This window comes from Escherichia sp. E4702 (assembly GCF_963883545.1).
GTDB lineage: Bacteria > Pseudomonadota > Gammaproteobacteria > Enterobacterales > Enterobacteriaceae > Escherichia.
The window spans coordinates 291,749-316,465 of record NZ_CAWORF010000017.1 but is presented as its reverse complement, the minus strand read 5'-3'; the positions used below and the strand labels follow the sequence as shown (position 1 = coordinate 316,465).

The window sequence follows — 24,717 nt, the reverse complement described above, 5'->3', positions numbered from 1 at the left end:
AGGCTGTGGTGATTAAATTTCTCTCTGTATTCATTCTTCTGCTGGTAGCGACCGTTGCACAGGCTGACCGCATCCGCGATCTCACCAGCGTACAGGGCGTACGGCAAAACTCGCTGATTGGTTATGGTCTTGTTGTTGGCCTTGACGGTACGGGCGATCAGACGACCCAGACGCCGTTTACCACTCAAACACTTAATAACATGCTCTCACAGTTGGGAATTACCGTTCCGACTGGCACCAATATGCAGCTAAAAAACGTCGCTGCGGTAATGGTGACGGCGTCACTTCCGCCGTTTGGACGCCAGGGGCAAACCATCGATGTGGTGGTTTCTTCCATGGGTAATGCCAAAAGCTTGCGTGGCGGTACGTTGTTGATGACACCGCTTAAGGGCGTCGACAGCCAGGTTTATGCGCTGGCGCAGGGCAATATTCTGGTCGGAGGCACGGGGGCATCAGCGGGAGGCAGCAGTGTTCAGGTTAACCAACTGAATGGCGGGCGGATCACCAACGGTGCGATTATTGAGCGCGAATTGCCCAGCCAATTCGGCGCTGGCAATACCCTCAATTTGCAGCTAAATGACGAAGACTTCGCGATGGCGCAGCAGATCGCCGATACCATCAACCGCACCCGAGGATTCGGCAGTGCCACGGCGTTAGATGCCCGAACTATTCAGGTTCGCGTGCCGAACGGTAATAGTTCCCAGGTGCGTTTCCTTGCCGATATCCAGAATATGCAGGTCAATGTCACCCCGCAGGACGCCAAAGTAGTGATTAACTCGCGCACCGGTTCGGTGGTGATGAATCGTGAAGTGACCCTCGACAGCTGCGCGGTGGCGCAGGGCAATCTCTCGGTTACGGTAAATCGTCAGGCCAATGTCAGCCAACCAGATACGCCGTTTGGTGGCGGGCAGACCGTGGTAACGCCACAAACACAGATCGACTTACGCCAGAGCGGCGGTTCGCTGCAAAGCGTGCGTTCCAGCGCCAGCCTCAATAACGTGGTGCGCGCGCTCAACGCCTTGGGAGCCACCCCGATGGATTTAATGTCCATACTGCAATCTATGCAAAGCGCGGGATGTCTGCGGGCAAAACTGGAAATCATCTGATGATTAGCGACAGCAAACTGCTGGCGAGCGCCGCCTGGGATGCACAATCACTTAACGATCTGAAAGCGAAAGCGGGCGAAGATCCAGCAGCAAATATTCGCCCGGTAGCTCGCCAGGTGGAAGGGATGTTTGTGCAGATGATGCTAAAAAGTATGCGTGAAGCCTTACCGAAAGGTGGCCTGTTCAGCAGCGAGAATACCCGGCTCTACACCAGCATGTATGACCAGCAGATAGCCCAACAGATGACAGCAGGCAAAGGTCTGGGACTTGCGGAGATGATGGTAGAACAGATGACGCCAGAGCAGCCATTGCCAGCAGAAGAAATGCCTGCCGGACCAATGAAATTCCCACTTGAAACAGTGATGAGTTTTCAAAATAAAGCACTCAAGCAGATGGTGCAAAAAGCTTTACCGCACAATTTCGATGTTTTGTTGCCTGGTGACAGCAAAGCGTTCCTTGCACAGCTCTCGCAGCCAGCTCAATTGGCAAGTCAGCAAAGCGGTGTGCCACATCACCTGATCCTCGCCCAGGCTGCACTGGAATCAGGCTGGGGACAACGACAAATTCGTCGCGAAAATGGCGAGCCGAGCTACAACGTGTTTGGCGTAAAAGCGTCAGGTAACTGGAAAGGGCCAGTTACTGAAATCACTACTACCGAATATGAAAACGGCGAAGCGAAGAAAGTAAAGGCGAAGTTTCGTGTTTACAGTTCTTATTTCGAAGCATTGTCAGATTACGTTGGGCTGTTAACCCGTAATCCACGCTATGCCGCCGTGACTCGCGCTGCCAGCGCCGAGTTGGGGGCGCAGGCATTACAGGATGCAGGTTATGCCACCGATCCTGAGTATGCCCGCAAACTCACCAATATGATTCAGCAATTGAAATCGGTAAGCGACAAGGTGAGCAAAACCTACAGTATGAGTATCGATAATCTGTTCTGAATAATTCAAGTCCGGCGGGTGTCTGCCGATAATGCTCTGTAATTGAAGGCTTACAAGGAACCTCCATGTCCAGCTTGATTAATAACGCCATGAGCGGACTTAACGCTGCCCAGGCGGCGTTAAATACGGCGAGTAATAATATTTCCAGCTATAACGTTGCCGGATATACCCGACAAACCACCATTATGGCGCAGGCTAACAGTACGTTAGGTGCGGGCGGTTGGGGAGGCAATGGCGTCTATGTTTCTGGCGTCCAACGTGAATACGATGCGTTTATTACCAATCAGTTACGTGCGGCCCAGACCCAGAGTAGCGGCCTGACTTCCCGTTATGAGCAGATGTCGAAAATCGACAATATGCTCTCTGGCAGCACCACGTCGCTGGCAACGCAAATGCAGGACTTCTTTACCAGTTTGCAAACGCTGGTCAGTAACGCAGAAGATCCGGCTGCGCGGCAGGCGCTGATTGGCAAGGCTGAAGGTCTGGTAAATCAGTTTAAAACCACCGACCAGTATCTGCGCGACCAGGACAAACAGGTCAATATCGCGATAGGTGCCAGCGTCGACCAGATCAATAATTATGCCAAACAAATCGCCAGCCTGAACGATCAGATCTCCCGTTTAACAGGCGTGGGAGCAGGGGCTTCACCCAACGATCTCCTTGATCAACGCGATCAACTGGTGAGTGAATTAAACCAGATCGTTGGTGTTGAGGTCAGCGTTCAGGATGGCGGTACTTACAATATCACCATGGCCAATGGTTACTCGCTGGTTCAGGGCAGTTCGGCACGTCAGCTTGCAGCAGTCCCATCCAGTGCCGATCCTTCTCGTACGACAGTCGCTTATGTTGATGGGACGGCGGAATATATTGAGATCCCAGAGAAATTGCTGAATACGGGGTCACTGGGCGGTATTCTGACATTTCGTTCTCAGGACCTGGACCAGACGCGTAATACGCTCGGGCAACTGGCGCTGGCATTTGCTGAGGCTTTCAATGCCCAACATAACAAGGGGTATGATGCCAATGGTAAAGAAGGGAAGGATTTCTTTGCTATTGGTAAGCCCGCTGTTCTGGAAAATAGCAAAAACAAAGGAAGCTCCGCGATCGGTGCTACGGTAACCGATAGTTCCGCTGTGCTGGCGACAGATTACAAAATCTCGTTCAAAGATAATCAGTGGCAGGTCACCCGTCTGGCCAGCAATACCACTTTTACGGTGGTGCCGGATGCCGACGGTAAAGTCTCATTTGATGGTCTGGAACTGACCTTCACCGGAACGCCAAAACCAAACGACAGCTTCACGTTGAAACCGGTAAGCGATGCCATCGTCAATATGGATGTACTAATCACTGACGAAGCGAAAATCGCCATGGCCAGCGACGAAACTGCCGGTGAAAGCGACAACCGCAATGGTCAGGCGCTGCTGGATTTGCAAACTAATGGCAAAACGGTCGGCGGGGGGAAATCCTTTAACGATGCCTATGCCTCGTTGGTTAGCGATATCGGGAATAAAACCGCCACGTTGAAAACCAGCAGCACTACTCAAAGTAATGTGGTGACGCAACTTTCTAATCAGCAGCAGTCTATCTCTGGCGTCAATCTCGACGAAGAGTACGGCAATCTGCAACGTTTTCAGCAGTATTACCTGGCCAATGCACAGGTTCTGCAGACGGCGAATGCCATTTTTGATGCGCTGATTAACATTCGCTAAGGGGAGATAAGATGCGTTTCAGTACCCAGATGATGTACCAGCAAAATATGCGTGGTATCACCAATTCTCAGGCGGAATGGATGAAGTACGGCGAACAGATGTCGACGGGTAAGCGAGTCGTTAACCCTTCTGACGATCCCATTGCAGCATCACAAGCCGTAGTTCTCTCCCAGGCGCAGGCGCAAAACAGCCAGTACACACTGGCGCGGACTTTTGCAACCCAAAAGGTGTCGCTGGAAGAAAGCGTGCTTGGCCAGGTGACGACGGCAATCCAGAATGCCCAGGAAAAAATTGTTTATGCCAGCAACGGCACGTTAAGTGATGATGACCGGGCATCGTTGGCAACGGATATTCAGGGGATCCGCGACCAGTTGTTAAACCTGGCGAATACCACGGATGGGAACGGGCGCTACATTTTTGCCGGTTATAAAACAGAATCCGCGCCGTTTAGTGAGGCTGACGGTGATTATGTCGGCGGAACAGAAAGTATTAAGCAGCAGGTAGATGCCTCTCGCTCAATGGTGATAGGGCATACCGGTGACAAAATTTTCAACAGTATCACCAGCAACGCGGTAGCGGAACCTGACGGTAGCGATTCTGAAACTAACCTGTTTGCTATGCTGGATAGCGCCATCGCGGCGCTAAAAACGCCAGTCGCGGATAGCGAAGCCGATAAAGAAACCGCCGCTGCGGCATTGGATAAAACCAACCGTGGCCTGAAAAACTCACTGAATAATGTCCTGACCGTACGCGCGGAACTCGGCACGCAACTGAATGAACTTGAGTCTCTGGATTCATTAGGTAGCGATCGCGCTTTAGGGCAAACGCAGCAGATGAGTGATCTGGTTGATGTGGACTGGAATGCAACTATTTCCTCTTACATCATGCAGCAAACGGCATTGCAGGCATCGTATAAAGCATTTACCGATATGCAGGGATTGTCGCTCTTCCAACTCAACAAATAAGCTCGCTTTAAAACATATCATGAAACTGGGTATGTTTTGTATGCCTGCTCTGGGATCGCCGGGGCGGGCATTTTTTTGCTATGAGGCATAAAGAACGATTACAGACATGCCTGCAAATCAGCCAATGTTGCCATCAGTATCATAGAATCGACGGGTGACGGCTCAAAACCCATTCGCAGATAAAACTCGCGGGCCTGGTCTGATAACGCATGGACCAACATTCCGCGAATACCAATGACTTCAGCTGCCTGTAGTACTCGTAGACCGGCATCTCTGACCATCGCGCGACCGATACCCTGACCCTGTAATGATTTATCTATTGCCAAACGACCAAGTACTACAACAGGGATCGGTTCTGGCATATTACGGCGAAATCGTCCTGTTGCGACATGCATTTCGACGGCGCTTGAGGCAAGCGAATAATAAGCCAAAACGTTGCTATGAGTATCACAGCCAACAAATGTACGTGATGCACCTGCAAGCTGATTTTTTAGGGCCCTCTGCTTTAGCCAGTTATCCATCGTTTCTACCCCCGAGCAAAAAGAGGTGAATTGATGCTTTGCCTGGAGTGGTTCGGGGGCCTGAATCATTTTTTCTGTTCCCACGGCGCGGGTGTTTGCATGGTTTTGCGTAATGCAGAATTGGGCGCGGGTGGCTGATCCAGCCGATTCAAAAATAGCTGATAATCATCAGAATCCATCCTGAAAATTCGCTGCTCAATGAGCGCCTCTTCAGCTGCGGCTCTGGCGGCCTCAAGGACAAATTCGGTGCGATTTTTTCCTCGGGCTTTAGCGGCCCGGTCGATAAGATCGCGATCTGCGGGTTTTATGCGCAGATTTAAAGATTCGCGCCTGGCTGGAATGTTGTTGGCGGCTGGCATAAAAAAATCCTTCAGCTTTATATGGATAATAATCATACAATATATGTAACGCTAATGTCATTATAGCAAAGGCACTGCCCCTGAAATAAAAAAGCCCTGGCGGTTGCCAGGGCTTGATCACTTTGAGTTAAGTTTTACTCAACAGGTTGCGGACGCGCAGGGCCAGCAGATGCATGATGTGTTGCTGCATGACCACCTGCGGCACCTTTACCTTCAAAGGCAAAGCTTGGGCGCTGCCAGTCACTGTGACGCGGTGCTTCCGGAACATATTCCGGTGCCGGAGCGCGTGTCATCGGCGCGGTAGCGTGGTTATGTTCAACGATTACCTCGGATACAACAGGAGCTACCGTTTCAACTTCAGCTGCGACTTCAGCGACGACCGGGGCGGCAGGTTGAGCGACAACTTCAGGTTCGGCAACTACAACCTCGGCAGTTTCGGCAACTTCTTCAATGTCTGCCGTCTCTTCCTGCGGTTCAATTACCGGTTCTGCGTGCTCTGCAACGTCCTGCGCTACGGCAACATCGGCCTCGGCTATCACCTGAGGCTGTTCAGTTACCGCTGCGGCAATCACTTCGGGATGCGTTGTTTCAACAACTTCAGGTTGCGGTTCTGCAACCTGAACAGGTGTTTCTACAACTTCAGCCACCTCTTCAACAATCGGCGCGGCAACAACAGGCTCGACAGCGGCAGCAACAGGGACTTCTGTCACCATCGGCTGCACCTGCACTTCTTCCTGTTCGCGTTGCTCCTCAACCTGTACATCTTGCGGACGTACAATTGGATAGCGGATCCAGACTTTGCCAGAGGCCAGTTCCGGAGACGCGCACGCTACGGTCAACGGCATTGGCGACTGGGTTGGATAACGCTCATCACGATAGCGACGACGACGCTGACCACTCACGCGCAGGTGACGAGGCGAACGGCGAGAACGACGCGGCATGCCACCGTTGTCACGGTTGTCGGCATTGTTCTCTTCTTGCTGTTCCGGCGCAGTTTGCGCTACGACTGGCAGCGGTACTTTCACCAGTTCAGTGCTCGGGGCTTGCGCTTCCTGAGTAACAGGCTCGGCAGCGACAGTTTCTTCAACCACCGGTGCGGTGACCACTTCTTCCGCAACGCTTTGTTCATAGCGCACTTTCTGATTCAGCTGACGTTGTTTACGACGCGGCTGAACCGGACGTACACGTTCTTCCTGTTCGGTTTCCTGAACAGATTGCTCTTCAACATTCAGCGCCTTCACTTCTTGTTGCGCCTGACGTTTATCATCGTTACGGCGGCGGCTACGTTCACGACGCGGCGCTTGCTGTTCGTCTGTGGTACGCGCTTTTTCCGTTACATCAGCCTGCTGACGGCTCTCACGAGTCTCAGCCGTTTGCTGCTGCGCCTGGCGACGATTACGACGGTTTTCTTCGCGATTATCGCTACCCTCTGTACGTTCGCTACGCGTGTCGCGGCGTTCATTACGGTCACGGCGGTTGTTCTGACGAGGCTTACGGCGATCCTGTTGGCGTTCCGGTTTCGCTTCCTCTTTTGGTGCAGGTTGCTCGACCGATTTGGTTTCTTCACCGCCACTGAACAGCGATTTCAGTACACTGAAAAGGCGGCTCAACAGACCCGGTTGTGCCGGAGCTGCTGGCGTTGCTGGTGCCGCTTTAGGTGCCGGGGCTGCTGCAGGCGCTACAGGTTCAGCCGGAGCTGGCGCTGGTGGCACATCCGGCATAGCAAAGGTTGCCAGTGCAGGTTGTTCAGGACGCTTACGTTCAGCGAACTCTTCTTCAGACGGCAACGCCATCGCTTCTTCATGCAGTTTCGGCAGCATGTAGCTTAAGGTCGGCGTTTCTTCCCCTTTACGCACGCGCAGCACGTGGTAGTGCGGTGTTTCCATCTGATCGTTTGGTACAATCACACAGCGCACGCCGTCCTGACGAGTTTCAATGGCATTTACCGCAGAACGTTTTTCGTTCAGCAGGTAAGAAGCGATTGGCACAGGAACAATGGCGTGGACTTCCTGGGTGTTCTCTTTCAGCGCTTCTTCTTCAATCAGACGCAGAATAGAGAGCGACAGGGATTCATTGTCACGCACGGTGCCAGTACCGGAACAACGCGGACAAACGTGATGACTGGATTCACCCAGCGACGGGCTCAGGCGCTGACGGGACATCTCCAGAAGGCCGAAGCGAGAAATATGGCTGATTTGAATACGAGCACGGTCCTGACGCACCGCTTCGCGCAGACGGTTTTCTACCGCACGCTGGTGGCGTACTGGCGTCATGTCGATGAAGTCGATAACAATCAGACCACCGAGGTCACGTAAACGCAGCTGACGAGCAATTTCATCGGCAGCTTCGAGGTTGGTGTTAAACGCAGTTTCTTCAATATCGCCGCCGCGAGTTGCACGTGCGGAGTTGATGTCGATGGCGGTTAACGCTTCGGTGCTGTCGATAACAATGGAGCCACCAGACGGCAGACGGACTTCACGCTGGAAGGCGGACTCAATCTGGGATTCAATCTGGTAGTGGCTGAACAGCGGAATTTCACCGGTGTACAGTTTGATTTTGCTACTGAAATCCGGGCGACCTAATGCAGCGATATGCTGACGCGCCAGTTCGAGCACTTTCGGATTATCGATAAGAATTTCGCCGATGTCCTGGCGTAAGTAATCGCGGAATGCGCGAACGATTACGTTGCTCTCCTGGTGAATCAGGAACGGAGCAGGGCGACTTTCAGCGGCTTTTTGATCGCTTCCCAGTGTTTCAGACGGAAGCTTAAATCCCATTGCAGCGCCTCGGCAGATTTGCCGACGCCAGCGGTGCGCACGATAAGCCCCATGCCTTCCGGCAGTTCCAGGCTTGCCAGTGCTTCTTTTAATTCGGTACGGTCGTCGCCTTCAATACGGCGAGAAATGCCACCCGCGCGCGGGTTGTTCGGCATCAGAACCAGATAGCTACCCGCCAGGCTGATAAAGGTGGTCAGCGCAGCCCCTTTGTTGCCGCGCTCTTCTTTATCAATCTGAACAATAACTTCCTGGCCTTCACGCAACACATCTTTAATGTTGGGGCGACCATGAGCACTGTAGTTAGCTGGGAAATATTCGCGGGCAATTTCTTTTAGAGGGAGGAAACCGTGACGTTCAGCGCCGTAATCAACAAAAGCAGCTTCCAGACTCGGTTCAATGCGGGTGATTTTACCTTTGTAGATGTTAGCCTTTTTCTGCTCATGCCCCGGGCTTTCGATATCCAGGTCATACAGACGCTGCCCATCTACAAGGGCAACGCGCAACTCTTCCTGCTGAGTTGCGTTAATTAACATTCTTTTCATCGTAACTTACTCATTATTCTTACATTGACGACTAAGCTGCGGGCAAAGTAACGCCTTGCCGGGTGTGAACCGATGGCCTCGTGTCTAGTCGCGTCGCCAACCTCACGGTTATCGTCAGCTCAAAGAGGCGCAGAGTGTCGGTTGCCCGTTTTTCATGCGGAAAAACAGCGCAATTATCAGAGAAACAGACTGGGTATTACTCTCCAGAAATATTTCCATCTACCGGTAAGGACTGCAACCCGCAGCCCGCTAACTGCCTGAAAGATCAATACGTCTTACGCCATTGCTGCGTTGATGATCGGTCGGGCAAAATGGGTTATTCCGTAAAATTTCTTGTTTTAACAAGGTTGGACACGGAAACGTTCTCATTATTCCATTGCAAGCCTTGTTATAGCAAGATGACTTTTACCATTTATCACCCACTTACTCACAGTTTTTTCACTTCTTGCTGGCGATTGGTTTAATAACCACCAATTAGGTGATCACCCTGCGAAGTAATAAGGTGCAAAACTAAATATAAGCATAGAAAAATGAGTGGCGCGAATCCTGCTGGCTATTTAGAATCGCCCACCATGAAAACAGAGACTCCATCCGTAAAAATCGTTGCTATCACTGCTGACGAAGCAGGGCAACGTATCGATAATTTTTTGCGTACCCAACTGAAAGGCGTACCAAAAAGTATGATCTACCGTATTTTGCGTAAAGGTGAAGTACGGGTGAACAAAAAACGTATTAAACCTGAATATAAACTCGAAGCTGGCGACGAAGTGCGTATTCCGCCAGTTCGCGTTGCCGAACGGGAAGAAGATGCGGTGTCGCCACATCTGCAAAAAGTGGCGGCGCTGGCGGATGTCATCTTATATGAAGATGATCATATTCTGGTGCTGAATAAACCGTCCGGCACGGCGGTACATGGCGGCAGTGGTTTAAGTTTCGGCGTTATTGAAGGTTTGCGGGCGTTGCGCCCTGAAGCGCGGTTCCTCGAACTGGTGCATCGACTCGACAGGGACACTTCAGGCGTGCTGCTGGTGGCGAAAAAACGCTCGGCGTTACGTTCGCTGCATGAGCAGTTACGTGAAAAAGGCATGCAGAAAGATTACCTGGCGCTGGTGCGTGGTCAGTGGCAGTCACACGTGAAGAGTGTACAAGCGCCGTTGCTGAAGAATATTTTGCAAAGCGGTGAGCGTATTGTGCGTGTGAGCCAGGAAGGTAAACCATCCGAAACGCGTTTTAAAGTGGAGGAACGCTATGCGTTTGCCACTCTGGTGCGTTGTAGCCCGGTTACCGGACGTACTCATCAGATCCGTGTGCATACTCAGTATGCCGGTCATCCTATAGCGTTTGACGATCGTTACGGCGACCGTGAATTCGATAAACAACTGACTGAAGCGGGAACGGGGTTAAATCGCTTGTTCCTGCATGCGGCGGCGCTGAAGTTTACCCATCCGGGGACCGGTGAGTTGATGCGTATCGAAGCGCCAATGGATGATGGTTTGAAGCGTTGTTTGCAGAAACTGCGTAACACGCGTTAATGCGAGCATATAAACCTGCTAGTAGGCGGTTGGCCTGATAAGGCGTTTACGCCGCATCAGGCAGTCAGCACCAATTGCCGGATGCGGCGTAAACGCGTCCGGCCCATAAAATTATCCCATCAGCGGGTTTTGCCCTTCCCGGCGCAACATCTGACAGAGCGCGATAAGCGGCAAACCAACCAGCGTGTTAGGGTCACGCCCCTCTAAGCGCTCAAACAGCGTAATACCAAACCCTTCACTCTTAAAGCTGCCTGCGCAGTGCAGGGGATGTTCTTTACGCACGTAATTATCAATCTCCGCCTCGCTCAGGTGACGGAAATGGACGTCAAAAGGTTCAACTTCTGTTTGCAGATGCCCATTCGCCGAATTAAACAGCGCCAGCCCGGTATAGAAGGTGACAATATTGCCACTGGCTTTACGTAATTGCAGACGGGCATTTTCTTCCGTTAACGGTTTGCCAGTGATTTCACCGTCCAGTACACACACCTGATCAGAGCCAATAATTAAATGATCCGGATAACGTGACGCCAGGGATTGCGCTTTTTCCTGCGCCAGTCGAAGCACCAACTGGCGCGGTGATTCATCGCTGTGCGGGGTTTCGTCGACCTCCGGCGCGGCACATTCGAAAGAGATTTGCAGTTTTTCCAGTAGGACGCGGCGCCAGGGCGATGTGGAGGCTAAAATAAGTTTAGGCATATTTTTTTCCATCAGATATAGCGTATTGATGATAGCCATTTTAAACTATGCGCTTCGTTTTGCAGGTTGATGTTCGTTGTCAGCACTGAACGAAAATAAAGCAGTAACCCGCAATGTGTGCGAATTATTGGCAAAAGGCAACCACAGGCTGCCTTTTTCTTTGACTCTATGACGTTACAAAGTTAATATGCGCGCCCTATGCAAAAGGTAAAATTACCCCTGACTCTCGATCCGGTTCGTACGGCTCAAAAACGCCTTGATTACCAGGGTATTTATACTCCTGATCAGGTTGAGCGCGTCGCCGAATCTGTGGTCAGTGTGGACAGTGATGTGGAATGCTCCATGTCGTTCGCTATCGATAACCAACGTCTCGCGGTGTTAAACGGCGATGCGAAGGTGACGGTAACGCTCGAGTGTCAGCGTTGCGGGAAGCCGTTTACTCATCAGGTCTACACAACGTATTGTTTTAGTCCTGTGCGTTCAGACGAACAGGCTGAAGCACTGCCGGAAGCGTATGAACCGATTGAGGTTAACGAATTCGGTGAAATCGATCTGCTTGCAATGGTTGAAGATGAAATCATCCTCGCCTTGCCGGTAGTTCCGGTGCATGATTCTGAACACTGTGAAGTGTCCGAAGCGGACATGGTCTTTGGTGAACTGCCTGAAGAAGCGCAAAAGCCAAACCCATTTGCCGTATTAGCCAGCTTAAAGCGTAAGTAATTGGTGCTCCCCGTTGGATCGGGGATAAACCGTAATTGAGGAGTAAGGTCCATGGCCGTACAACAGAATAAACCAACCCGTTCCAAACGTGGCATGCGTCGTTCCCATGACGCGCTGACCGCAGTCACCAGCCTGTCTGTAGACAAAACTTCTGGTGAAAAACACCTGCGTCACCACATCACTGCCGACGGTTACTACCGCGGCCGCAAGGTCATCGCTAAGTAATCACGCGTCTGCGTGATGAAGCTTAGTGAGGATTTTCCCCAGGCAACTGGGGAAAGACCAAACCGGGCGGCGACGATACCTTGACACGTCTAACCCTGGCGTTAGATGTCATGGGAGGGGATTTCGGTCCTTCCGTGACAGTGCCTGCAGCTTTGCAGGCACTGAATTCTAATTCGCAACTCACTCTTCTTTTAGTCGGTAATCCCGACGCCATCACGCCATTACTTGCTAAAGCTGACTTTGAACAACGTTCGCGTCTGCAGATTATCCCTGCGCAGTCAGTTATCGCCAGTGATGCCCGGCCTTCGCAAGCTATTCGCGCCAGTCGCGGTAGCTCAATGCGCGTGGCGCTGGAGTTGGTTAAAGAAGGTAGAGCACAAGCCTGCGTCAGCGCCGGTAATACCGGAGCGTTGATGGGACTGGCAAAATTATTACTCAAGCCCCTTGAGGGGATTGAGCGTCCTGCGTTGGTGACGGTGCTGCCGCATCAGCAAAAGGGCAAAACGGTGGTCCTTGATTTAGGGGCCAACGTCGATTGTGATAGCACAATGTTGGTGCAATTCGCCATTATGGGCTCTGTTTTGGCTGAAGAGGTGGTGGAAATTCCCAACCCTCGCGTGGCGTTGCTCAATATTGGTGAAGAAGAAGTGAAGGGTCTTGACAGCATTCAGGATGCCTCAGCTGTGCTGAAAACAATCCCTTCTATTAATTACATCGGCTATCTTGAAGCCAATGAGTTATTAACTGGCAAGACAGATGTGCTGGTCTGTGACGGCTTTACAGGAAATGTCACATTAAAGACGATGGAAGGTGTTGTCAGGATGTTCCTTTCTCTGCTGAAATCTCAGGGTGAGGGAAAAAAACGGTCGTGGTGGCTACTGTTATTAAAGCGTTGGCTACAAAAGAGCCTGACGAGGCGATTCAGTCACCTCAACCCCGACCAGTATAACGGCGCCTGTCTGTTAGGATTGCGCGGCACGGTGATAAAAAGTCATGGTGCGGCCAATCAGCGAGCTTTTGCGGTCGCGATTGAACAGGCAGTGCAGGCGGTGCAGCGACAAGTTCCTCAGCGAATTGCCGCTCGCCTGAAATCTGTATACCCAGCTGGTTTTGAGCTGCTGGACGATGGCAAAAGCGGAACTCTGCGGTAGCAGGACGCTGCCAGCGAACTCGCAGTTTGCAAGTGACGGTATATAACCGAAAAGTGACTGAGCGTACATGTATACGAAGATTATTGGTACTGGCAGCTATCTGCCCGAACAAGTGCGGACAAACGCCGATCTGGAAAAAATGGTGGATACTTCTGACGAGTGGATTGTTACTCGTACCGGTATTCGCGAACGCCATATTGCTGCGCCAAACGAAACCGTTTCAACCATGGGTTTTGAAGCGGCAACGCGTGCAATTGAAATGGCAGGCATCGATAAAGACCAGATTGGCCTGATTGTTGTGGCAACGACTTCTGCCACCCACGCCTTCCCGAGCGCAGCATGTCAGATCCAAAGCATGCTGGGCATCAAAGGCTGCCCGGCGTTTGACGTTGCCGCAGCCTGCGCAGGTTTCACCTATGCATTGAGCGTGGCCGATCAATACGTGAAATCTGGCGCGGTGAAGTATGCTCTGGTCGTCGGTTCCGATGTACTGGCGCGCACCTGCGATCCCACAGATCGTGGGACCATTATCATTTTTGGCGATGGCGCGGGCGCTGCGGTGTTGGCTGCCTCTGAAGAGCCGGGAATCATCTCTACCCATCTGCATGCCGACGGTAGTTATGGTGAATTGCTGACGCTGCCAAACGCCGACCGCGTGAATCCAGAGAATTCAATTCATCTGACCATGGCGGGCAACGAAGTCTTCAAAGTTGCGGTAACGGAGCTGGCGCACATCGTTGATGAGACGCTGGAAGCAAATAATCTTGACCGTTCCCAACTGGACTGGCTGGTTCCACATCAGGCGAACCTGCGTATTATCAGCGCAACGGCGAAAAAACTCGGCATGTCAATGGACAATGTCGTCGTGACGCTGGACCGTCATGGTAATACCTCTGCCGCTTCTGTACCGTGCGCGCTGGATGAAGCCGTACGCGACGGGCGTATTAAGCCGGGGCAGTTGGTTCTGCTTGAAGCCTTTGGCGGTGGATTCACCTGGGGCTCCGCGCTGGTTCGTTTCTAGGATAAGGATTTAAACATGACGCAATTTGCATTTGTGTTCCCTGGTCAGGGTTCTCAAACCGTTGGCATGCTGGCTGATATGGCGGCGAGCTATCCAATTGTCGAAGAAACCTTTGCTGAAGCTTCTGCGGCGCTGGGCTATGACCTGTGGGCGCTGACCCAGCAGGGGCCAGCCGAAGAACTGAATAAAACCTGGCAAACTCAGCCAGCACTGTTAACTGCCTCTGTTGCACTGTACCGTGTATGGCAGCAGCAGGGCGGTAAAGCACCGGCGATGATGGCCGGTCACAGCCTGGGTGAATACTCCGCGCTGGTTTGCGCTGGTGTGATTGATTTTGCTGATGCGGTACGTCTGGTTGAGATGCGCGGCAAGTTCATGCAAGAAGCCGTACCGGAAGGAACTGGCGCAATGGCGGCAATCATCGGTCTGGATGATGCGTCTATTGCGAAAGCTTGTGAAGATGCAGCAGAAGGTCAGGTCGTTTCTCCGGTAAACTTCAACTCTCCGGGCCAGGTGGTTATTGCTGGTCACAAAGAAGCGGTTGAACGTGCTGGCGCTGCCTGTAAAGCTGCGGGCGCGAAACGTGCGCTGCCGTTGCCGGTGAGCGTACCTTCTCACTGTGCGCTGATGAAACCCGCTGCCGACAAACTGGCGGTTGAATTAGCGAAAATCACCTTTAACGCGCCGACCGTTCCGGTTGTGAATAACGTTGATGTCAAATGCGAAACCAATGGCGATGCCATTCGTGATGCACTGGTACGTCAGTTGTATAACCCGGTTCAATGGACGAAATCCGTTGAATACATGGCAGCGCAAGGCGTTGAGCATCTTTATGAAGTGGGACCGGGCAAAGTGCTTACTGGCCTGACGAAACGTATTGTCGACACCCTGACCGCCTCGGCGCTGAACGAACCTTCAGCGATGGCAGCGGCGCTCGAGCTTTAAAAGAGGAACAACATGAATTTTGAAGGAAAAATCGCACTGGTAACCGGTGCTAGCCGCGGGATTGGCCGTGCAATCGCTGAAACGCTCGCGGCTCGTGGCGCGAAAGTTATCGGTACTGCGACCAGTGAAAGCGGCGCTCAGGCGATCAGTGATTATTTAGGCGCCAACGGTAAAGGTCTGATGTTGAATGTGACCGACCCGGCATCTATCGAATCTGTTCTGGAAAAAATTCGCGCAGAATTTGGTGAAGTCGATATCCTGGTCAATAATGCCGGTATCACTCGTGATAACCTGTTAATGCGAATGAAAGATGATGAGTGGAACGATATTATCGAAACCAACCTTTCATCTGTTTTCCGTCTGTCAAAAGCGGTAATGCGCGCTATGATGAAAAAGCGTCATGGTCGTATTATCACTATCGGTTCTGTGGTTGGTACCATGGGAAATGGCGGTCAGGCCAACTACGCTGCGGCGAAAGCGGGCTTGATCGGCTTCAGTAAATCACTGGCGCGCGAAGTTGCGTCACGAGGTATTACTGTAAACGTTGTTGCTCCGGGCTTTATTGAAACGGACATGACACGTGCGCTGAGCGATGACCAGCGTGCGGGTATCCTGGCGCAGGTTCCTGCGGGTCGCCTCGGCGGCGCACAGGAAATCGCCAACGCGGTTGCATTCCTGGCATCCGACGAAGCAGCTTACATCACGGGTGAAACTTTGCATGTGAACGGCGGGATGTACATGGTCTGACCGCGATTTGCACAAAATGCTCATGTTGCGCGCAGTCTGCGTGGTTATGAGTAATAATAAGTGCAAAATGATTTGCGTTGTTGGGGGGTATGGCCTCAAAATAACGCAAAATCGTGGTAAGACCTGCCGGGATTTAGTTGCAAATTTTTCAACATTTTATACACTACGAAAACCATCGCGAAAGCGAGTTTTGATAGGAAATTTAAGAGTATGAGCACTATCGAAGAACGCGTTAAGAAAATTATCGGCGAACAGCTGGGCGTTAAGCAGGAAGAAGTTACCAACAATGCTTCTTTCGTTGAAGACCTGGGCGCGGATTCTCTTGACACCGTTGAGCTGGTAATGGCTCTGGAAGAAGAGTTTGATACTGAGATTCCGGACGAAGAAGCTGAGAAAATCACCACCGTTCAGGCTGCCATTGATTACATCAACGGCCACCAGGCGTAAGTGAACATCTCCAGGCGGTCGTTCGACCGCCTGAGTTTTTTCTTTTTTGTCCCACTAGAATCATTTTTTTCCCTCCCTGGAGGACAAACGTGTCTAAGCGTCGTGTAGTTGTGACCGGACTGGGCATGTTGTCTCCTGTCGGCAATACCGTAGAGTCTACCTGGAAAGCTCTGCTTGCCGGTCAGAGTGGCATCAGCCTAATCGACCATTTCGATACTAGCGCCTATGCAACGAAATTTGCTGGCTTAGTAAAGGATTTTAACTGTGAGGACATTATCTCGCGCAAAGAACAGCGCAAGATGGATGCCTTCATTCAATATGGAATTGTCGCTGGCGTTCAGGCCATGCAGGATTCTGGCCTTGAAATAACGGAAGAGAACGCAACCCGCATTGGTGCCGCAATTGGCTCCGGGATTGGCGGCCTTGGACTGATCGAAGAAAACCACACATCTCTGATGAACGGTGGTCCGCGTAAGATCAGCCCATTCTTCGTTCCGTCAACGATTGTGAACATGGTGGCAGGTCACCTGACTATCATGTATGGCCTGCGTGGCCCAAGCATCTCTATCGCGACCGCCTGTACTTCTGGCGTGCACAACATCGGTCAAGCTGCGCGTATTATCGCGTATGGCGATGCTGACGTGATGGTTGCAGGTGGCGCAGAGAAAGCCAGTACGCCGCTGGGCGTTGGTGGTTTTGGCGCGGCACGTGCATTATCTACCCGCAATGATAACCCGCAAGCGGCTAGCCGTCCGTGGGATAAAGAGCGTGATGGTTTCGTACTGGGCGATGGCGCCGGTATGCTGGTACTTGAAGAGTACGAACACGCGAAAAAACGCGGTGCGAAAATTTACGCTGAACTCGTCGGCTTTGGTATGAGCAGCGATGCTTACCATATGACGTCGCCGCCGGAAAACGGCGCAGGCGCAGCTCTGGCGATGGCAAATGCTCTGCGTGACGCAGGAATTGAGCCTGGCCAGATTGGCTACGTGAACGCGCACGGTACTTCTACGCCAGCTGGCGATAAAGCTGAAGCGCAGGCCGTGAAAACTATCTTCGGTGAAGCTGCAAGCCGTGTGCTGGTAAGCTCCACGAAATCCATGACCGGTCACCTGTTAGGTGCAGCAGGTGCAGTAGAGTCTATCTACTCCATCCTGGCGCTGCGCGATCAGGCTGTTCCGCCGACCATCAACCTGGATAACCCGGATGAAGGTTGCGATCTGGATTTTGTGCCGCATGAAGCGCGTCAGGTCAGCGGAATGGAATACACCCTGTGTAACTCCTTCGGCTTCGGTGGCACCAATGGTTCTTTGATCTTCAAAAAGATCTAAGTCGCCATTTCCCACCTATATAAAAGGTCCGCTTGCGGGCCTTTTTTCTTAGATTTTATTCAGACTTGTTCCGCAGTGAACATGCTGCCACACTTACAATCCTATTATAAGGAGCCGGTATGTTCTTAATTAACGGTCATAAACAGGATTCGCTGGCAGCAAGCGATCGGGCCATACAATTTGGCGATGGCTGTTTCACGACAGCCAGAATTATCGACGGTAAAGTCAGCTTATTATCCGCGCACATTACGCGACTACAGGAAGCCTGTCAGCGGTTAATGATCGTTTGTGACTTCTGGGTGCAGCTTGAGCACGAGATGGCAACTCTGGCGGCAGAGCAGCAGAATGGAGTGCTGAAAGTGGTGATCAGTCGTGGCAGTGGTGGGCGAGGTTACAGTACGTTAAACAGCGGACCGGCAACGCGCATGCTCTCAGTTACGGCTTACCCAACGCATTACGACCGCTTACGCAAAGAGGGAATGCTGCTGGCACTAAGCCCGGTACGCCTGGGACGCAATCCTCATCTTGCGGGAATTAAACATCTTAATCGTCTTGAGCAAGTGTTGATTCGCTCTCATCTTGAGCAGACAAACGCCGACGAGGCGCTGGTTCTTGACAGTGAAGGGTGGGTTACGGAATGCTGTGCAGCTAATTTGTTCTGGCGTAAAGGCAACGTGGTCTACACGCCGCGTCTGGATCAGGCTGGAGTTAACGGTATTATGCGACAATTCTGTATCCGTTTACTGGCACAATCCTCCTATCAGATTGCCGAAGTGCAAGCCTCGTTGGAAGATGTGATGCAGGCAGATGAAGTGATGGTTTGTAATGCGCTGATGCCAGTTATGCCTGTGCGTGCCTGTGATGATGTCTTCTTTTCGTCAACAACGCTATATGAATATTTAGCCCCACTTTGTGAGCACCCGAATTAGTCATGAAAAAAGTGTTATTGATTATCCTGTTATTGCTGATGGTACTGGGTATCGCCGCTGGTGTGGGCGTCTGGAAGGTTCGCCATCTTGCCGACAGCAAATTACTTATTAAAGAAGAGACGATATTCACCCTGAAACCTGGAACCGGAAGAATGGCTCTCGGTGAACAATTGTATGCCGATAAAATCATCAATCGCCCCCGCGTCTTTCAGTGGTTGCTGCGTATTGAGCCGGACCTTTCCCATTTCAAAGCCGGGACTTATCGCTTTACGCCGCAGATGACCGTGCGCGAAATGTTACAGCTGCTGAAAAGCGGCAAAGAAGCGCAGTTTCCGCTACGCCTGGTAGAAGGGATGCGTCTGAGCGACTACCTCAAACAATTGCGTGAGGCACCCTATATCACGCACACGTTAAGCGACGATAAATACGCTACCGTGGCGCAGGCCCTGGAACTTGAAAATCCAGAGTGGATTGAAGGCTGGTTTTGGCCAGACACCTGGATGTATACCGCTAATACCACTGATGTCGCGTTACTCAAACGAGCGCACAAGAAAATGGTGAAAGCGGTCGATAGCGCCTGGGATGGGCGAGCGGATGGTCTGCCGTATAAAGATAAAAACCAGTTGGTAACGATGGCGTCGATAATCGAAAAAGAAACCGCCGTTGCCAGCGAGCGCGATCAGGTTGCCTCAGTATTTATCAACCGTTTACGTATCGGCATGCGCCTGCAAACCGACCCGACGGTGATTTACGGGATGGGAGAGCGTTATAATGGCAAACTTTCTCGTGCAGATCTGGAAACGCCGACAGCGTATAACACCTACACCATTACTGGTCTGCCGCCAGGCGCGATTGCTACGCCGGGGGCGGATTCGCTGAAGGCTGCTGCGCATCCGGCGAAAACGCCGTATCTCTATTTTGTGGCCGATGGTAAAGGCGGTCACACGTTTAATACCAATCTTGCCAGTCATAACAAGTCTGTGCAGGATTACCTGAAAGTGCTTAAGGAAAAAAATGCGCAGTAAGTATATCGTCATTGAAGGGCTGGAAGGCGCAGGCAAAACCACCGCGCGAAACGTGGTGGTTGAGACGCTTGAGCAACTGGGGATCCGCGACATGGTTTTCACTCGAGAACCCGGCGGTACGCAGCTGGCGGAAAAATTAAGAAGCCTGGTGCTGGATATCAAATCGGTAGGCGATGAAGTCATTACCGATAAAGCCGAAGTACTGATGTTTTATGCCGCGCGCGTTCAGCTGGTGGAAACTGTCATCAAACCGGCGCTGGCGAAAGGCACCTGGGTGATTGGCGATCGGCACGATCTCTCCACTCAGGCGTATCAGGGCGGCGGTCGTGGCATTGACCAGCATATGCTGGCAACGCTGCGTGATGCTGTTCTGGGGGATTTTCGTCCTGACTTGACGCTTTATCTTGATGTGACCCCAGAAGTGGGGCTAAAACGTGCCCGTGCGCGTGGCGAACTGGATCGCATTGAACAAGAGTCATTCGATTTCTTTAATCGTACTCGCGCCCGCTATCTTGAACTGGCGGCACAGGATAAAAGCATTTACACCATTGATGCCACTCAGCCACTGGAATCAGTGATGGAGGCGATTCGCACCACCGTGACTCACTGGGTTAAGGAACATAACGCATGAGATGGTATCCGTGGTTAAGACCCGATTTCGAGAAACTGGTAGCCAGCTATCAGGCCGGAAGGGGTCACCATGCGCTACTCATTCAGGCGTTACCTGGCATGGGCGATGACGCCTTAATCTACGCTTTAAGCCGTTACCTCCTGTGCCAACAACCAGAGGGGCATAAAAGCTGCGGCCACTGTCGTGGATGTCAGTTGATGCAGGCGGGAACGCATCCCGACTATTACACCCTTGCTCCCGAAAAAGGGAAGAACGCGCTGGGCATTGATGCGGTGCGTGAAGTCACTGAAAAACTGAATGAACACGCGCGTTTAGGCGGTGCTAAAGTTGTCTGGATAACCGATGCCGCCTTGCTGACCGACGCTGCGGCGAACGCTTTGCTAAAAACACTGGAAGAGCCGCCGGCAGAAACCTGGTTTTTCCTTGCTACCCGGGAGCCTGAACGTTTACTGGCGACATTACGTAGTCGTTGTCGGCTACATTACCTCGCACCACCGCCAGAACAGTACGCCGTGACCTGGCTTTCACGTGAAGTGACAATGTCACAGGACGCGTTGCTAGCCGCGCTGCGCTTAAGCGCCGGTTCGCCTGGCGCGGCGTTGGCGTTGTTTCAGGGAGATACCTGGCAGGCCCGCGAAACACTTTGCCAGGCGTTGGCTCATAGTGTGCAATCTGGCGACTGGTATTCCCTGTTGCCGACACTTAATCATGAACAAGCTCCGGCGCGTCTGCACTGGCTGGCAACCCTGATGATGGACGCGCTCAAGCGCAAGTATGGCGCTTCGCAGGTTACCAATGTTGATGTGCCGGGCGTTGTTGCTGCGCTGGCAAACCAGCTTTCTCCCGCGCGCCTGCAGGCTATACTGGGGGATGTTTGTCACACCCGTGAGCAGTTAATTTCTGTCACTGGCGTAAACCGCGAGCTTCTCATCACCGATCTTTTACTGCGTATTGAGCATTACCTGCAACCGGGCGTTGTGCTACCGGTTCCTCATCTTTAAGAGAGACATCATGTTTTTAGTCGACTCACACTGCCATCTCGATGGTCTGGATTATGAATCTTTGCATAAGGACGTGGATGACGTTCTGGCAAAAGCCGCTGCGCGCGATGTGAAATTTTGTCTGGCGGTCGCCACGACATTACCGGGTTATCTGCATATGCGGGATCTGGTAGGCGAACGTGACAATGTCGTATTTTCTTGCGGCGTGCATCCGCTCAACCAGAACGATCCCTATGATGTGGAAGATTTACGCCGCCTTGCGGCGGAAGAGGGCGTTGTTGCCCTTGGGGAAACCGGGCTGGATTATTATTACACGCCGGAAACTAAAGTGCGTCAGCAAGAGTCTTTCATCCACCATATCCAGATTGGTCGTGAACTGAACAAGCCGGTTATTGTCCATACGCGTGACGCCCGCGCCGATACGCTGGCAATTCTGCGCGAAGAAAAGGTGACGGATTGCGGTGGCGTACTACACTGTTTTACAGAGGACAGAGAAACGGCAGGCAAATTACTGGATCTTGGATTTTACATCTCCTTCTCCGGCATTGTGACCTTCCGTAATGCAGAACAACTACGTGATGCCGCGCGTTATGTGCCGCTCGACCGGTTACTGGTCGAAACTGACGCGCCTTATCTGGCACCTGTGCCGCATCGAGGAAAAGAGAATCAACCTGCAATGGTTCGTGATGTTGCTGAATACATGGCTGTGTTGAAAGGTGTTGCCGTTGAAGAGCTGGCGCAGGTAACCACCGATAACTTCGCCCGCCTGTTTCACATCGACGCTTCCCGCCTTCAATCCATCCGTTAAATGAATTTATTTTAAGGCTCGTAATTAATTACTAAAACGAGTAAAGTTCACCGCCGCAAATTGGGCGGTGAATAACCATGTTTGACGCATTATGGCATTTATTTTGTCAATACGTGCAACTTCGCTAAAGGTCCGAAGTTGAAACGTGATAGCCGTCAAACAAATCGGCCATGAATTATTTTACTCTGTGTAATAAATAAAGGGCGCTTAGACGCCCTGTACACGGCAAGGTTCTCCCCCCCTTGCCACGCGTGAGAACGTTAAAAGCACCCATACTCAGGAGCACTCTCAATTATGTTTAAGAATGCATTTGCTAACCTGCAAAAGGTCGGTAAATCGCTGATGCTGCCGGTATCCGTACTGCCTATCGCAGGTATTCTGCTTGGCGTCGGTTCCGCGAATTTCAGCTGGCTGCCCGCCGTTGTATCGCATGTTATGGCAGAAGCGGGCGGTTCCGTTTTTGCAAACATGCCACTGATTTTTGCAATTGGTGTCGCCCTCGGCTTTACCAATAACGATGGCGTATCCGCGCTGGCCGCAGTTGTTGCCTATGGCATCATGGTAAAAACCATGGCCGTGGTTGCGCCGCTGGTACTGCATTTACCTGCTGAAGAAATCGCCGCTAAACACCTGGCGGATACGGGCGTACTCGGGGGGATCATCTCCGGTGCGATCGCAGCGTACATGTTTAACCGTTTCTACCGTATTAAGCTGCCTGAGTATCTTGGCTTCTTTGCCGGTAAACGCTTTGTGCCGATCATTTCTGGCCTGGCTGCCATCTTTACTGGCGTTGTGCTGTCCTTTATTTGGCCGCCAATTGGTTCCGCCATTCAGACCTTCTCCCAGTGGGCTGCTTACCAGAACCCGGTAGTTGCGTTTGGCATTTACGGCTTCATCGAACGCTGCCTGGTACCGTTTGGTCTGCACCACATCTGGAACGTACCTTTCCAGATGCAGATCGGTGAATACACCAACGCCGCAGGTCAGGTATTCCACGGTGACATTCCGCGTTATATGGCGGGTGACCCGACCGCGGGTAAACTGTCTGGCGGCTTCCTGTTCAAAATGTACGGTCTGCCGGCTGCCGCGATTGCTATCTGGCACTCTGCTAAACCAGAAAACCGCGCTAAAGTGGGCGGTATCATGATCTCCGCGGCGTTGACCTCGTTCCTGACCGGTATTACCGAGCCAATCGAGTTCTCCTTCATGTTCGTTGCGCCGATCCTGTACATCATCCACGCGATTCTGGCAGGTCTGGCATTCCCGATCTGTATCCTGCTGGGTATGCGCGATGGTACATCGTTCTCGCACGGTCTGATCGACTTCATCGTCCTGTCTGGTAACAGCAGCAAGCTGTGGCTGTTCCCGATTGTCGGTATCGGTTATGCGATTGTTTACTACACCATCTTCCGCGTGCTGATTAAAGCTCTGGATCTGAAAACCCCGGGCCGTGAAGACGCAACTGAAGATGCGAAAGCTACCGGCACCAGCGAAATGGCACCGGCTCTGGTTGCTGCATTTGGTGGTAAAGAAAACATCACTAACCTTGACGCATGTATTACCCGTCTGCGTGTTAGCGTCGCTGATGTGTCCAAAGTGGATCAGGCTGGCCTGAAGAAACTGGGCGCAGCGGGCGTAGTGGTTGCTGGTTCCGGTGTTCAGGCGATTTTCGGTACGAAATCCGATAACCTGAAAACCGAAATGGATGAGTACATCCGCAACAACTAATCCGTAAGACGTTGGGGAGACTGAGGCAGCCGAATGGCTGCCTTTTTTACAGCCGCTAATCAGACCGGTCATCATTAAATTGCGTGTTGCGCCCGGGACGATAGTTCCTTTCACGTTGATATCGTAGGTTTTGTCGAGCAGATTATTTCCAGCAATGAGACGTTTGGGGTTGCCTGATAACAGGCGAACAGTTCCACCTGCGCATAGCAATTTTGCCCGGCAGTGGAAGGAAACTGTCAAAGCAATGCTGGTGGTAGCAGGAGGGGCCTTGTCGCCGATATCCCTGTTATTATCTAAACCAAAGAGAAAAGGTGTTTTCGGCCCATTCATAGGCAAAAATGGGAATAATGGCGATGTATACGGCAGTAAAACGATTTTTTGCTTAATAAATCGTGGCTTAAGGTTGAAAGAGCAGGTTTAACTCGACCATACTCTATACTCGCAGTGTAGCGCGGCGTAGCATGGCGCAACGCATGGCAATTTGAAAAAGGAAAATGTCGTGGCAGAAGAAACTATTTTCAGCAAAATTATTCGTCGTGAGATCCCCTCCGATATCGTCTACCAGGATGAGCTGGTAACGGCGTTTCGCGATATTTCGCCGCAAGCGCCAACGCATATTCTGATCATTCCAAATATCCTTATCCCTACCGTGAACGACGTGTCAGCTGAGCATGAGCAGGCGCTGGGACGCATGATAACCGTAGCGGCAAAAATTGCTGAGCAAGAAGGTATTGCCGAAGATGGCTATCGTTTGATCATGAATACCAACCGTCATGGCGGACAAGAGGTCTATCACATTCATATGCACCTGCTGGGTGGCCGTCCGTTGGGACCAATGCTGGCGCATAAAGGCCTGTAAC

At 51.9% G+C, this 24,717-nt stretch carries 23 protein-coding genes and 1 pseudogene; 20 read left to right on the top strand and 4 right to left on the bottom strand.

The genetic code is table 11. The annotated features are described in order from the left end of the window. Positions 1 to 8 precede the first annotated feature (8 nt). From flgI to flgL, 4 genes are all read left to right on the top strand, one after another. Positions 9 to 1,106 carry a flagellar basal body P-ring protein FlgI gene (gene flgI, locus AACU94_RS10880; protein WP_135489422.1) on the top strand — a complete coding sequence of 366 codons (1,098 nt, stop codon included), beginning with the start codon at positions 9 to 11 and terminating at the stop codon, positions 1,104 to 1,106. Next, positions 1,106 to 2,047, top strand: coding sequence for a flagellar assembly peptidoglycan hydrolase FlgJ (gene flgJ, locus AACU94_RS10875; protein ID WP_135489421.1), 942 nt, complete (start codon positions 1,106 to 1,108; stop codon positions 2,045 to 2,047). Before flgI ends, flgJ begins: the two co-directional genes overlap by 1 nt. A 65-nt stretch (positions 2,048 to 2,112) precedes the next feature. Continuing rightward, a complete protein-coding gene (flgK, locus tag AACU94_RS10870) occupies positions 2,113 to 3,756 on the top strand; it encodes a flagellar hook-associated protein FlgK (protein ID WP_135489420.1) in 1,644 nt (547 codons plus the stop codon). Positions 3,757 to 3,767: 11 nt separating this feature from the next. Further along, positions 3,768 to 4,721, top strand: a complete 954-nt coding sequence (flgL, locus tag AACU94_RS10865; protein WP_130215892.1) for a flagellar hook-associated protein FlgL — start codon at positions 3,768 to 3,770, stop codon at positions 4,719 to 4,721. Between the two features lie 98 nt (positions 4,722 to 4,819). Here flgL and AACU94_RS10860 read toward each other — a convergent pair whose 3' ends face one another. From AACU94_RS10860 to rne, 3 genes and pseudogenes are all read right to left on the bottom strand, one after another. Next, positions 4,820 to 5,311, bottom strand: a complete 492-nt coding sequence (locus AACU94_RS10860) for a GNAT family N-acetyltransferase (RefSeq protein ID WP_135489419.1) — start codon at positions 5,309 to 5,311, stop codon at positions 4,820 to 4,822. Then, the gene (locus tag AACU94_RS10855; protein WP_130258296.1) at positions 5,308 to 5,601 is read right to left on the bottom strand and encodes a type II toxin-antitoxin system TacA family antitoxin; all 294 of its coding nucleotides are present in this window, start codon (positions 5,599 to 5,601) and stop codon (positions 5,308 to 5,310) included. Before AACU94_RS10855 ends, AACU94_RS10860 begins: the two co-directional genes overlap by 4 nt. 134 nt (positions 5,602 to 5,735) lie before the next feature. Continuing rightward, a pseudogene (rne, locus tag AACU94_RS10850) lies at positions 5,736 to 8,920 on the bottom strand (ribonuclease E). Positions 8,921 to 9,492: 572 nt separating this feature from the next. Between rne and rluC the strand changes: the two are divergent. Next, entirely contained in the window at positions 9,493 to 10,452 is a 960-nt protein-coding gene (gene rluC / locus AACU94_RS10845; RefSeq protein WP_135489418.1) for a 23S rRNA pseudouridine(955/2504/2580) synthase RluC, read from the top strand. A 111-nt stretch (positions 10,453 to 10,563) separates the two neighbouring features. On the opposite strand, the gene yceF is transcribed toward rluC, so the two are convergent. Beyond that, complete coding sequence (gene yceF, locus AACU94_RS10840) at positions 10,564 to 11,148, bottom strand: 7-methyl-GTP pyrophosphatase (RefSeq protein ID WP_135404191.1); 585 nt, start codon at positions 11,146 to 11,148, stop codon at positions 10,564 to 10,566. A gap of 198 nt (positions 11,149 to 11,346) precedes the next feature. Between yceF and yceD the strand changes: the two genes are divergently transcribed. The 15 genes from yceD (at position 11,347) to hinT (ending at position 24,716) form a co-directional block, all read left to right on the top strand. Beyond that, complete coding sequence (gene yceD / locus AACU94_RS10835; RefSeq protein WP_001174481.1) at positions 11,347 to 11,868, top strand: 23S rRNA accumulation protein YceD; 522 nt, start codon at positions 11,347 to 11,349, stop codon at positions 11,866 to 11,868. 51 nt (positions 11,869 to 11,919) lie between these two features. Continuing rightward, a complete protein-coding gene (gene rpmF, locus AACU94_RS10830) occupies positions 11,920 to 12,093 on the top strand; it encodes a 50S ribosomal protein L32 (protein WP_000290727.1) in 174 nt (57 codons plus the stop codon). An 80-nt stretch (positions 12,094 to 12,173) separates the two neighbouring features. After that, positions 12,174 to 13,244 (top strand): phosphate acyltransferase PlsX, encoded by a 1,071-nt coding sequence (plsX, locus tag AACU94_RS10825; RefSeq protein ID WP_074399521.1) that lies wholly within the window; start codon positions 12,174 to 12,176, stop codon positions 13,242 to 13,244. A gap of 67 nt (positions 13,245 to 13,311) precedes the next feature. Further along, on the top strand, positions 13,312 to 14,265 hold the full coding sequence (gene fabH, locus AACU94_RS10820; RefSeq protein WP_130205541.1) for a beta-ketoacyl-ACP synthase III: 954 nt from the start codon (positions 13,312 to 13,314) through the stop codon (positions 14,263 to 14,265). Positions 14,266 to 14,280: 15 nt separating this feature from the next. Continuing rightward, positions 14,281 to 15,210 (top strand): ACP S-malonyltransferase, encoded by a 930-nt coding sequence (fabD, locus tag AACU94_RS10815; protein WP_130215900.1) that lies wholly within the window; start codon positions 14,281 to 14,283, stop codon positions 15,208 to 15,210. A 12-nt stretch (positions 15,211 to 15,222) separates the two neighbouring features. Beyond that, entirely contained in the window at positions 15,223 to 15,957 is a 735-nt protein-coding gene (fabG, locus tag AACU94_RS10810; protein ID WP_001008542.1) for a 3-oxoacyl-ACP reductase FabG, read from the top strand. 210 nt (positions 15,958 to 16,167) lie between these two features. Further along, a complete protein-coding gene (gene acpP, locus AACU94_RS10805) occupies positions 16,168 to 16,404 on the top strand; it encodes an acyl carrier protein (protein ID WP_000103754.1) in 237 nt (78 codons plus the stop codon). 89 nt (positions 16,405 to 16,493) lie between these two features. Beyond that, on the top strand, positions 16,494 to 17,735 hold the full coding sequence (fabF, locus tag AACU94_RS10800; protein ID WP_130205545.1) for a beta-ketoacyl-ACP synthase II: 1,242 nt from the start codon (positions 16,494 to 16,496) through the stop codon (positions 17,733 to 17,735). A 119-nt stretch (positions 17,736 to 17,854) separates the two neighbouring features. Beyond that, on the top strand, positions 17,855 to 18,664 hold the full coding sequence (gene pabC, locus AACU94_RS10795) for an aminodeoxychorismate lyase (RefSeq protein ID WP_130215902.1): 810 nt from the start codon (positions 17,855 to 17,857) through the stop codon (positions 18,662 to 18,664). 2 nt (positions 18,665 to 18,666) lie between these two features. Continuing rightward, complete coding sequence (yceG, locus tag AACU94_RS10790) at positions 18,667 to 19,689, top strand: cell division protein YceG (RefSeq protein ID WP_064528577.1); 1,023 nt, start codon at positions 18,667 to 18,669, stop codon at positions 19,687 to 19,689. Further along, a complete protein-coding gene (gene tmk, locus AACU94_RS10785; RefSeq protein ID WP_130205551.1) occupies positions 19,679 to 20,320 on the top strand; it encodes a dTMP kinase in 642 nt (213 codons plus the stop codon). The genes yceG and tmk overlap by 11 nt, the downstream gene beginning before the upstream one ends. Further along, positions 20,317 to 21,321: a DNA polymerase III subunit delta' gene (holB, locus tag AACU94_RS10780; RefSeq protein WP_130215906.1), complete on the top strand. Its 1,005-nt coding sequence runs from the start codon at positions 20,317 to 20,319 to the stop codon at positions 21,319 to 21,321. The genes tmk and holB overlap by 4 nt, the downstream gene beginning before the upstream one ends. Before the next feature lie 10 nt (positions 21,322 to 21,331). Beyond that, entirely contained in the window at positions 21,332 to 22,129 is a 798-nt protein-coding gene (locus AACU94_RS10775; protein ID WP_130205555.1) for a metal-dependent hydrolase, read from the top strand. Between the two features lie 294 nt (positions 22,130 to 22,423). Next, complete coding sequence (ptsG, locus tag AACU94_RS10770) at positions 22,424 to 23,857, top strand: PTS glucose transporter subunit IIBC (protein ID WP_000475698.1); 1,434 nt, start codon at positions 22,424 to 22,426, stop codon at positions 23,855 to 23,857. A 499-nt stretch (positions 23,858 to 24,356) separates the two neighbouring features. After that, entirely contained in the window at positions 24,357 to 24,716 is a 360-nt protein-coding gene (gene hinT, locus AACU94_RS10765; RefSeq protein WP_054445830.1) for a purine nucleoside phosphoramidase, read from the top strand. Position 24,717 lies beyond the last annotated feature (1 nt).

What these genes read in the sequence shown, in the direction of transcription:
- flgJ (WP_135489421.1), top strand. Translation starts at nt 1,106, where the DNA reads ATGATTAGCGACAGCAAACTGCTGGCGAGCGCCGCCTGGGATGCACAA.
- flgK (WP_135489420.1), top strand. Translation starts at nt 2,113, where the DNA reads ATGTCCAGCTTGATTAATAACGCCATGAGCGGACTTAACGCTGCCCAG.
- flgL (WP_130215892.1), top strand. Translation starts at nt 3,768, where the DNA reads ATGCGTTTCAGTACCCAGATGATGTACCAGCAAAATATGCGTGGTATC.
- AACU94_RS10860 (WP_135489419.1), bottom strand. Translation starts at nt 5,311, where the DNA reads ATGATTCAGGCCCCCGAACCACTCCAGGCAAAGCATCAATTCACCTCT.
- AACU94_RS10855 (WP_130258296.1), bottom strand. Translation starts at nt 5,601, where the DNA reads ATGCCAGCCGCCAACAACATTCCAGCCAGGCGCGAATCTTTAAATCTG.
- rluC (WP_135489418.1), top strand. Translation starts at nt 9,493, where the DNA reads ATGAAAACAGAGACTCCATCCGTAAAAATCGTTGCTATCACTGCTGAC.
- yceF (WP_135404191.1), bottom strand. Translation starts at nt 11,148, where the DNA reads ATGCCTAAACTTATTTTAGCCTCCACATCGCCCTGGCGCCGCGTCCTA.
- yceD (WP_001174481.1), top strand. Translation starts at nt 11,347, where the DNA reads ATGCAAAAGGTAAAATTACCCCTGACTCTCGATCCGGTTCGTACGGCT.
- rpmF (WP_000290727.1), top strand. Translation starts at nt 11,920, where the DNA reads ATGGCCGTACAACAGAATAAACCAACCCGTTCCAAACGTGGCATGCGT.
- fabH (WP_130205541.1), top strand. Translation starts at nt 13,312, where the DNA reads ATGTATACGAAGATTATTGGTACTGGCAGCTATCTGCCCGAACAAGTG.
- fabD (WP_130215900.1), top strand. Translation starts at nt 14,281, where the DNA reads ATGACGCAATTTGCATTTGTGTTCCCTGGTCAGGGTTCTCAAACCGTT.
- fabG (WP_001008542.1), top strand. Translation starts at nt 15,223, where the DNA reads ATGAATTTTGAAGGAAAAATCGCACTGGTAACCGGTGCTAGCCGCGGG.
- acpP (WP_000103754.1), top strand. Translation starts at nt 16,168, where the DNA reads ATGAGCACTATCGAAGAACGCGTTAAGAAAATTATCGGCGAACAGCTG.
- pabC (WP_130215902.1), top strand. Translation starts at nt 17,855, where the DNA reads ATGTTCTTAATTAACGGTCATAAACAGGATTCGCTGGCAGCAAGCGAT.
- yceG (WP_064528577.1), top strand. Translation starts at nt 18,667, where the DNA reads ATGAAAAAAGTGTTATTGATTATCCTGTTATTGCTGATGGTACTGGGT.
- tmk (WP_130205551.1), top strand. Translation starts at nt 19,679, where the DNA reads ATGCGCAGTAAGTATATCGTCATTGAAGGGCTGGAAGGCGCAGGCAAA.
- holB (WP_130215906.1), top strand. Translation starts at nt 20,317, where the DNA reads ATGAGATGGTATCCGTGGTTAAGACCCGATTTCGAGAAACTGGTAGCC.
- AACU94_RS10775 (WP_130205555.1), top strand. Translation starts at nt 21,332, where the DNA reads ATGTTTTTAGTCGACTCACACTGCCATCTCGATGGTCTGGATTATGAA.
- ptsG (WP_000475698.1), top strand. Translation starts at nt 22,424, where the DNA reads ATGTTTAAGAATGCATTTGCTAACCTGCAAAAGGTCGGTAAATCGCTG.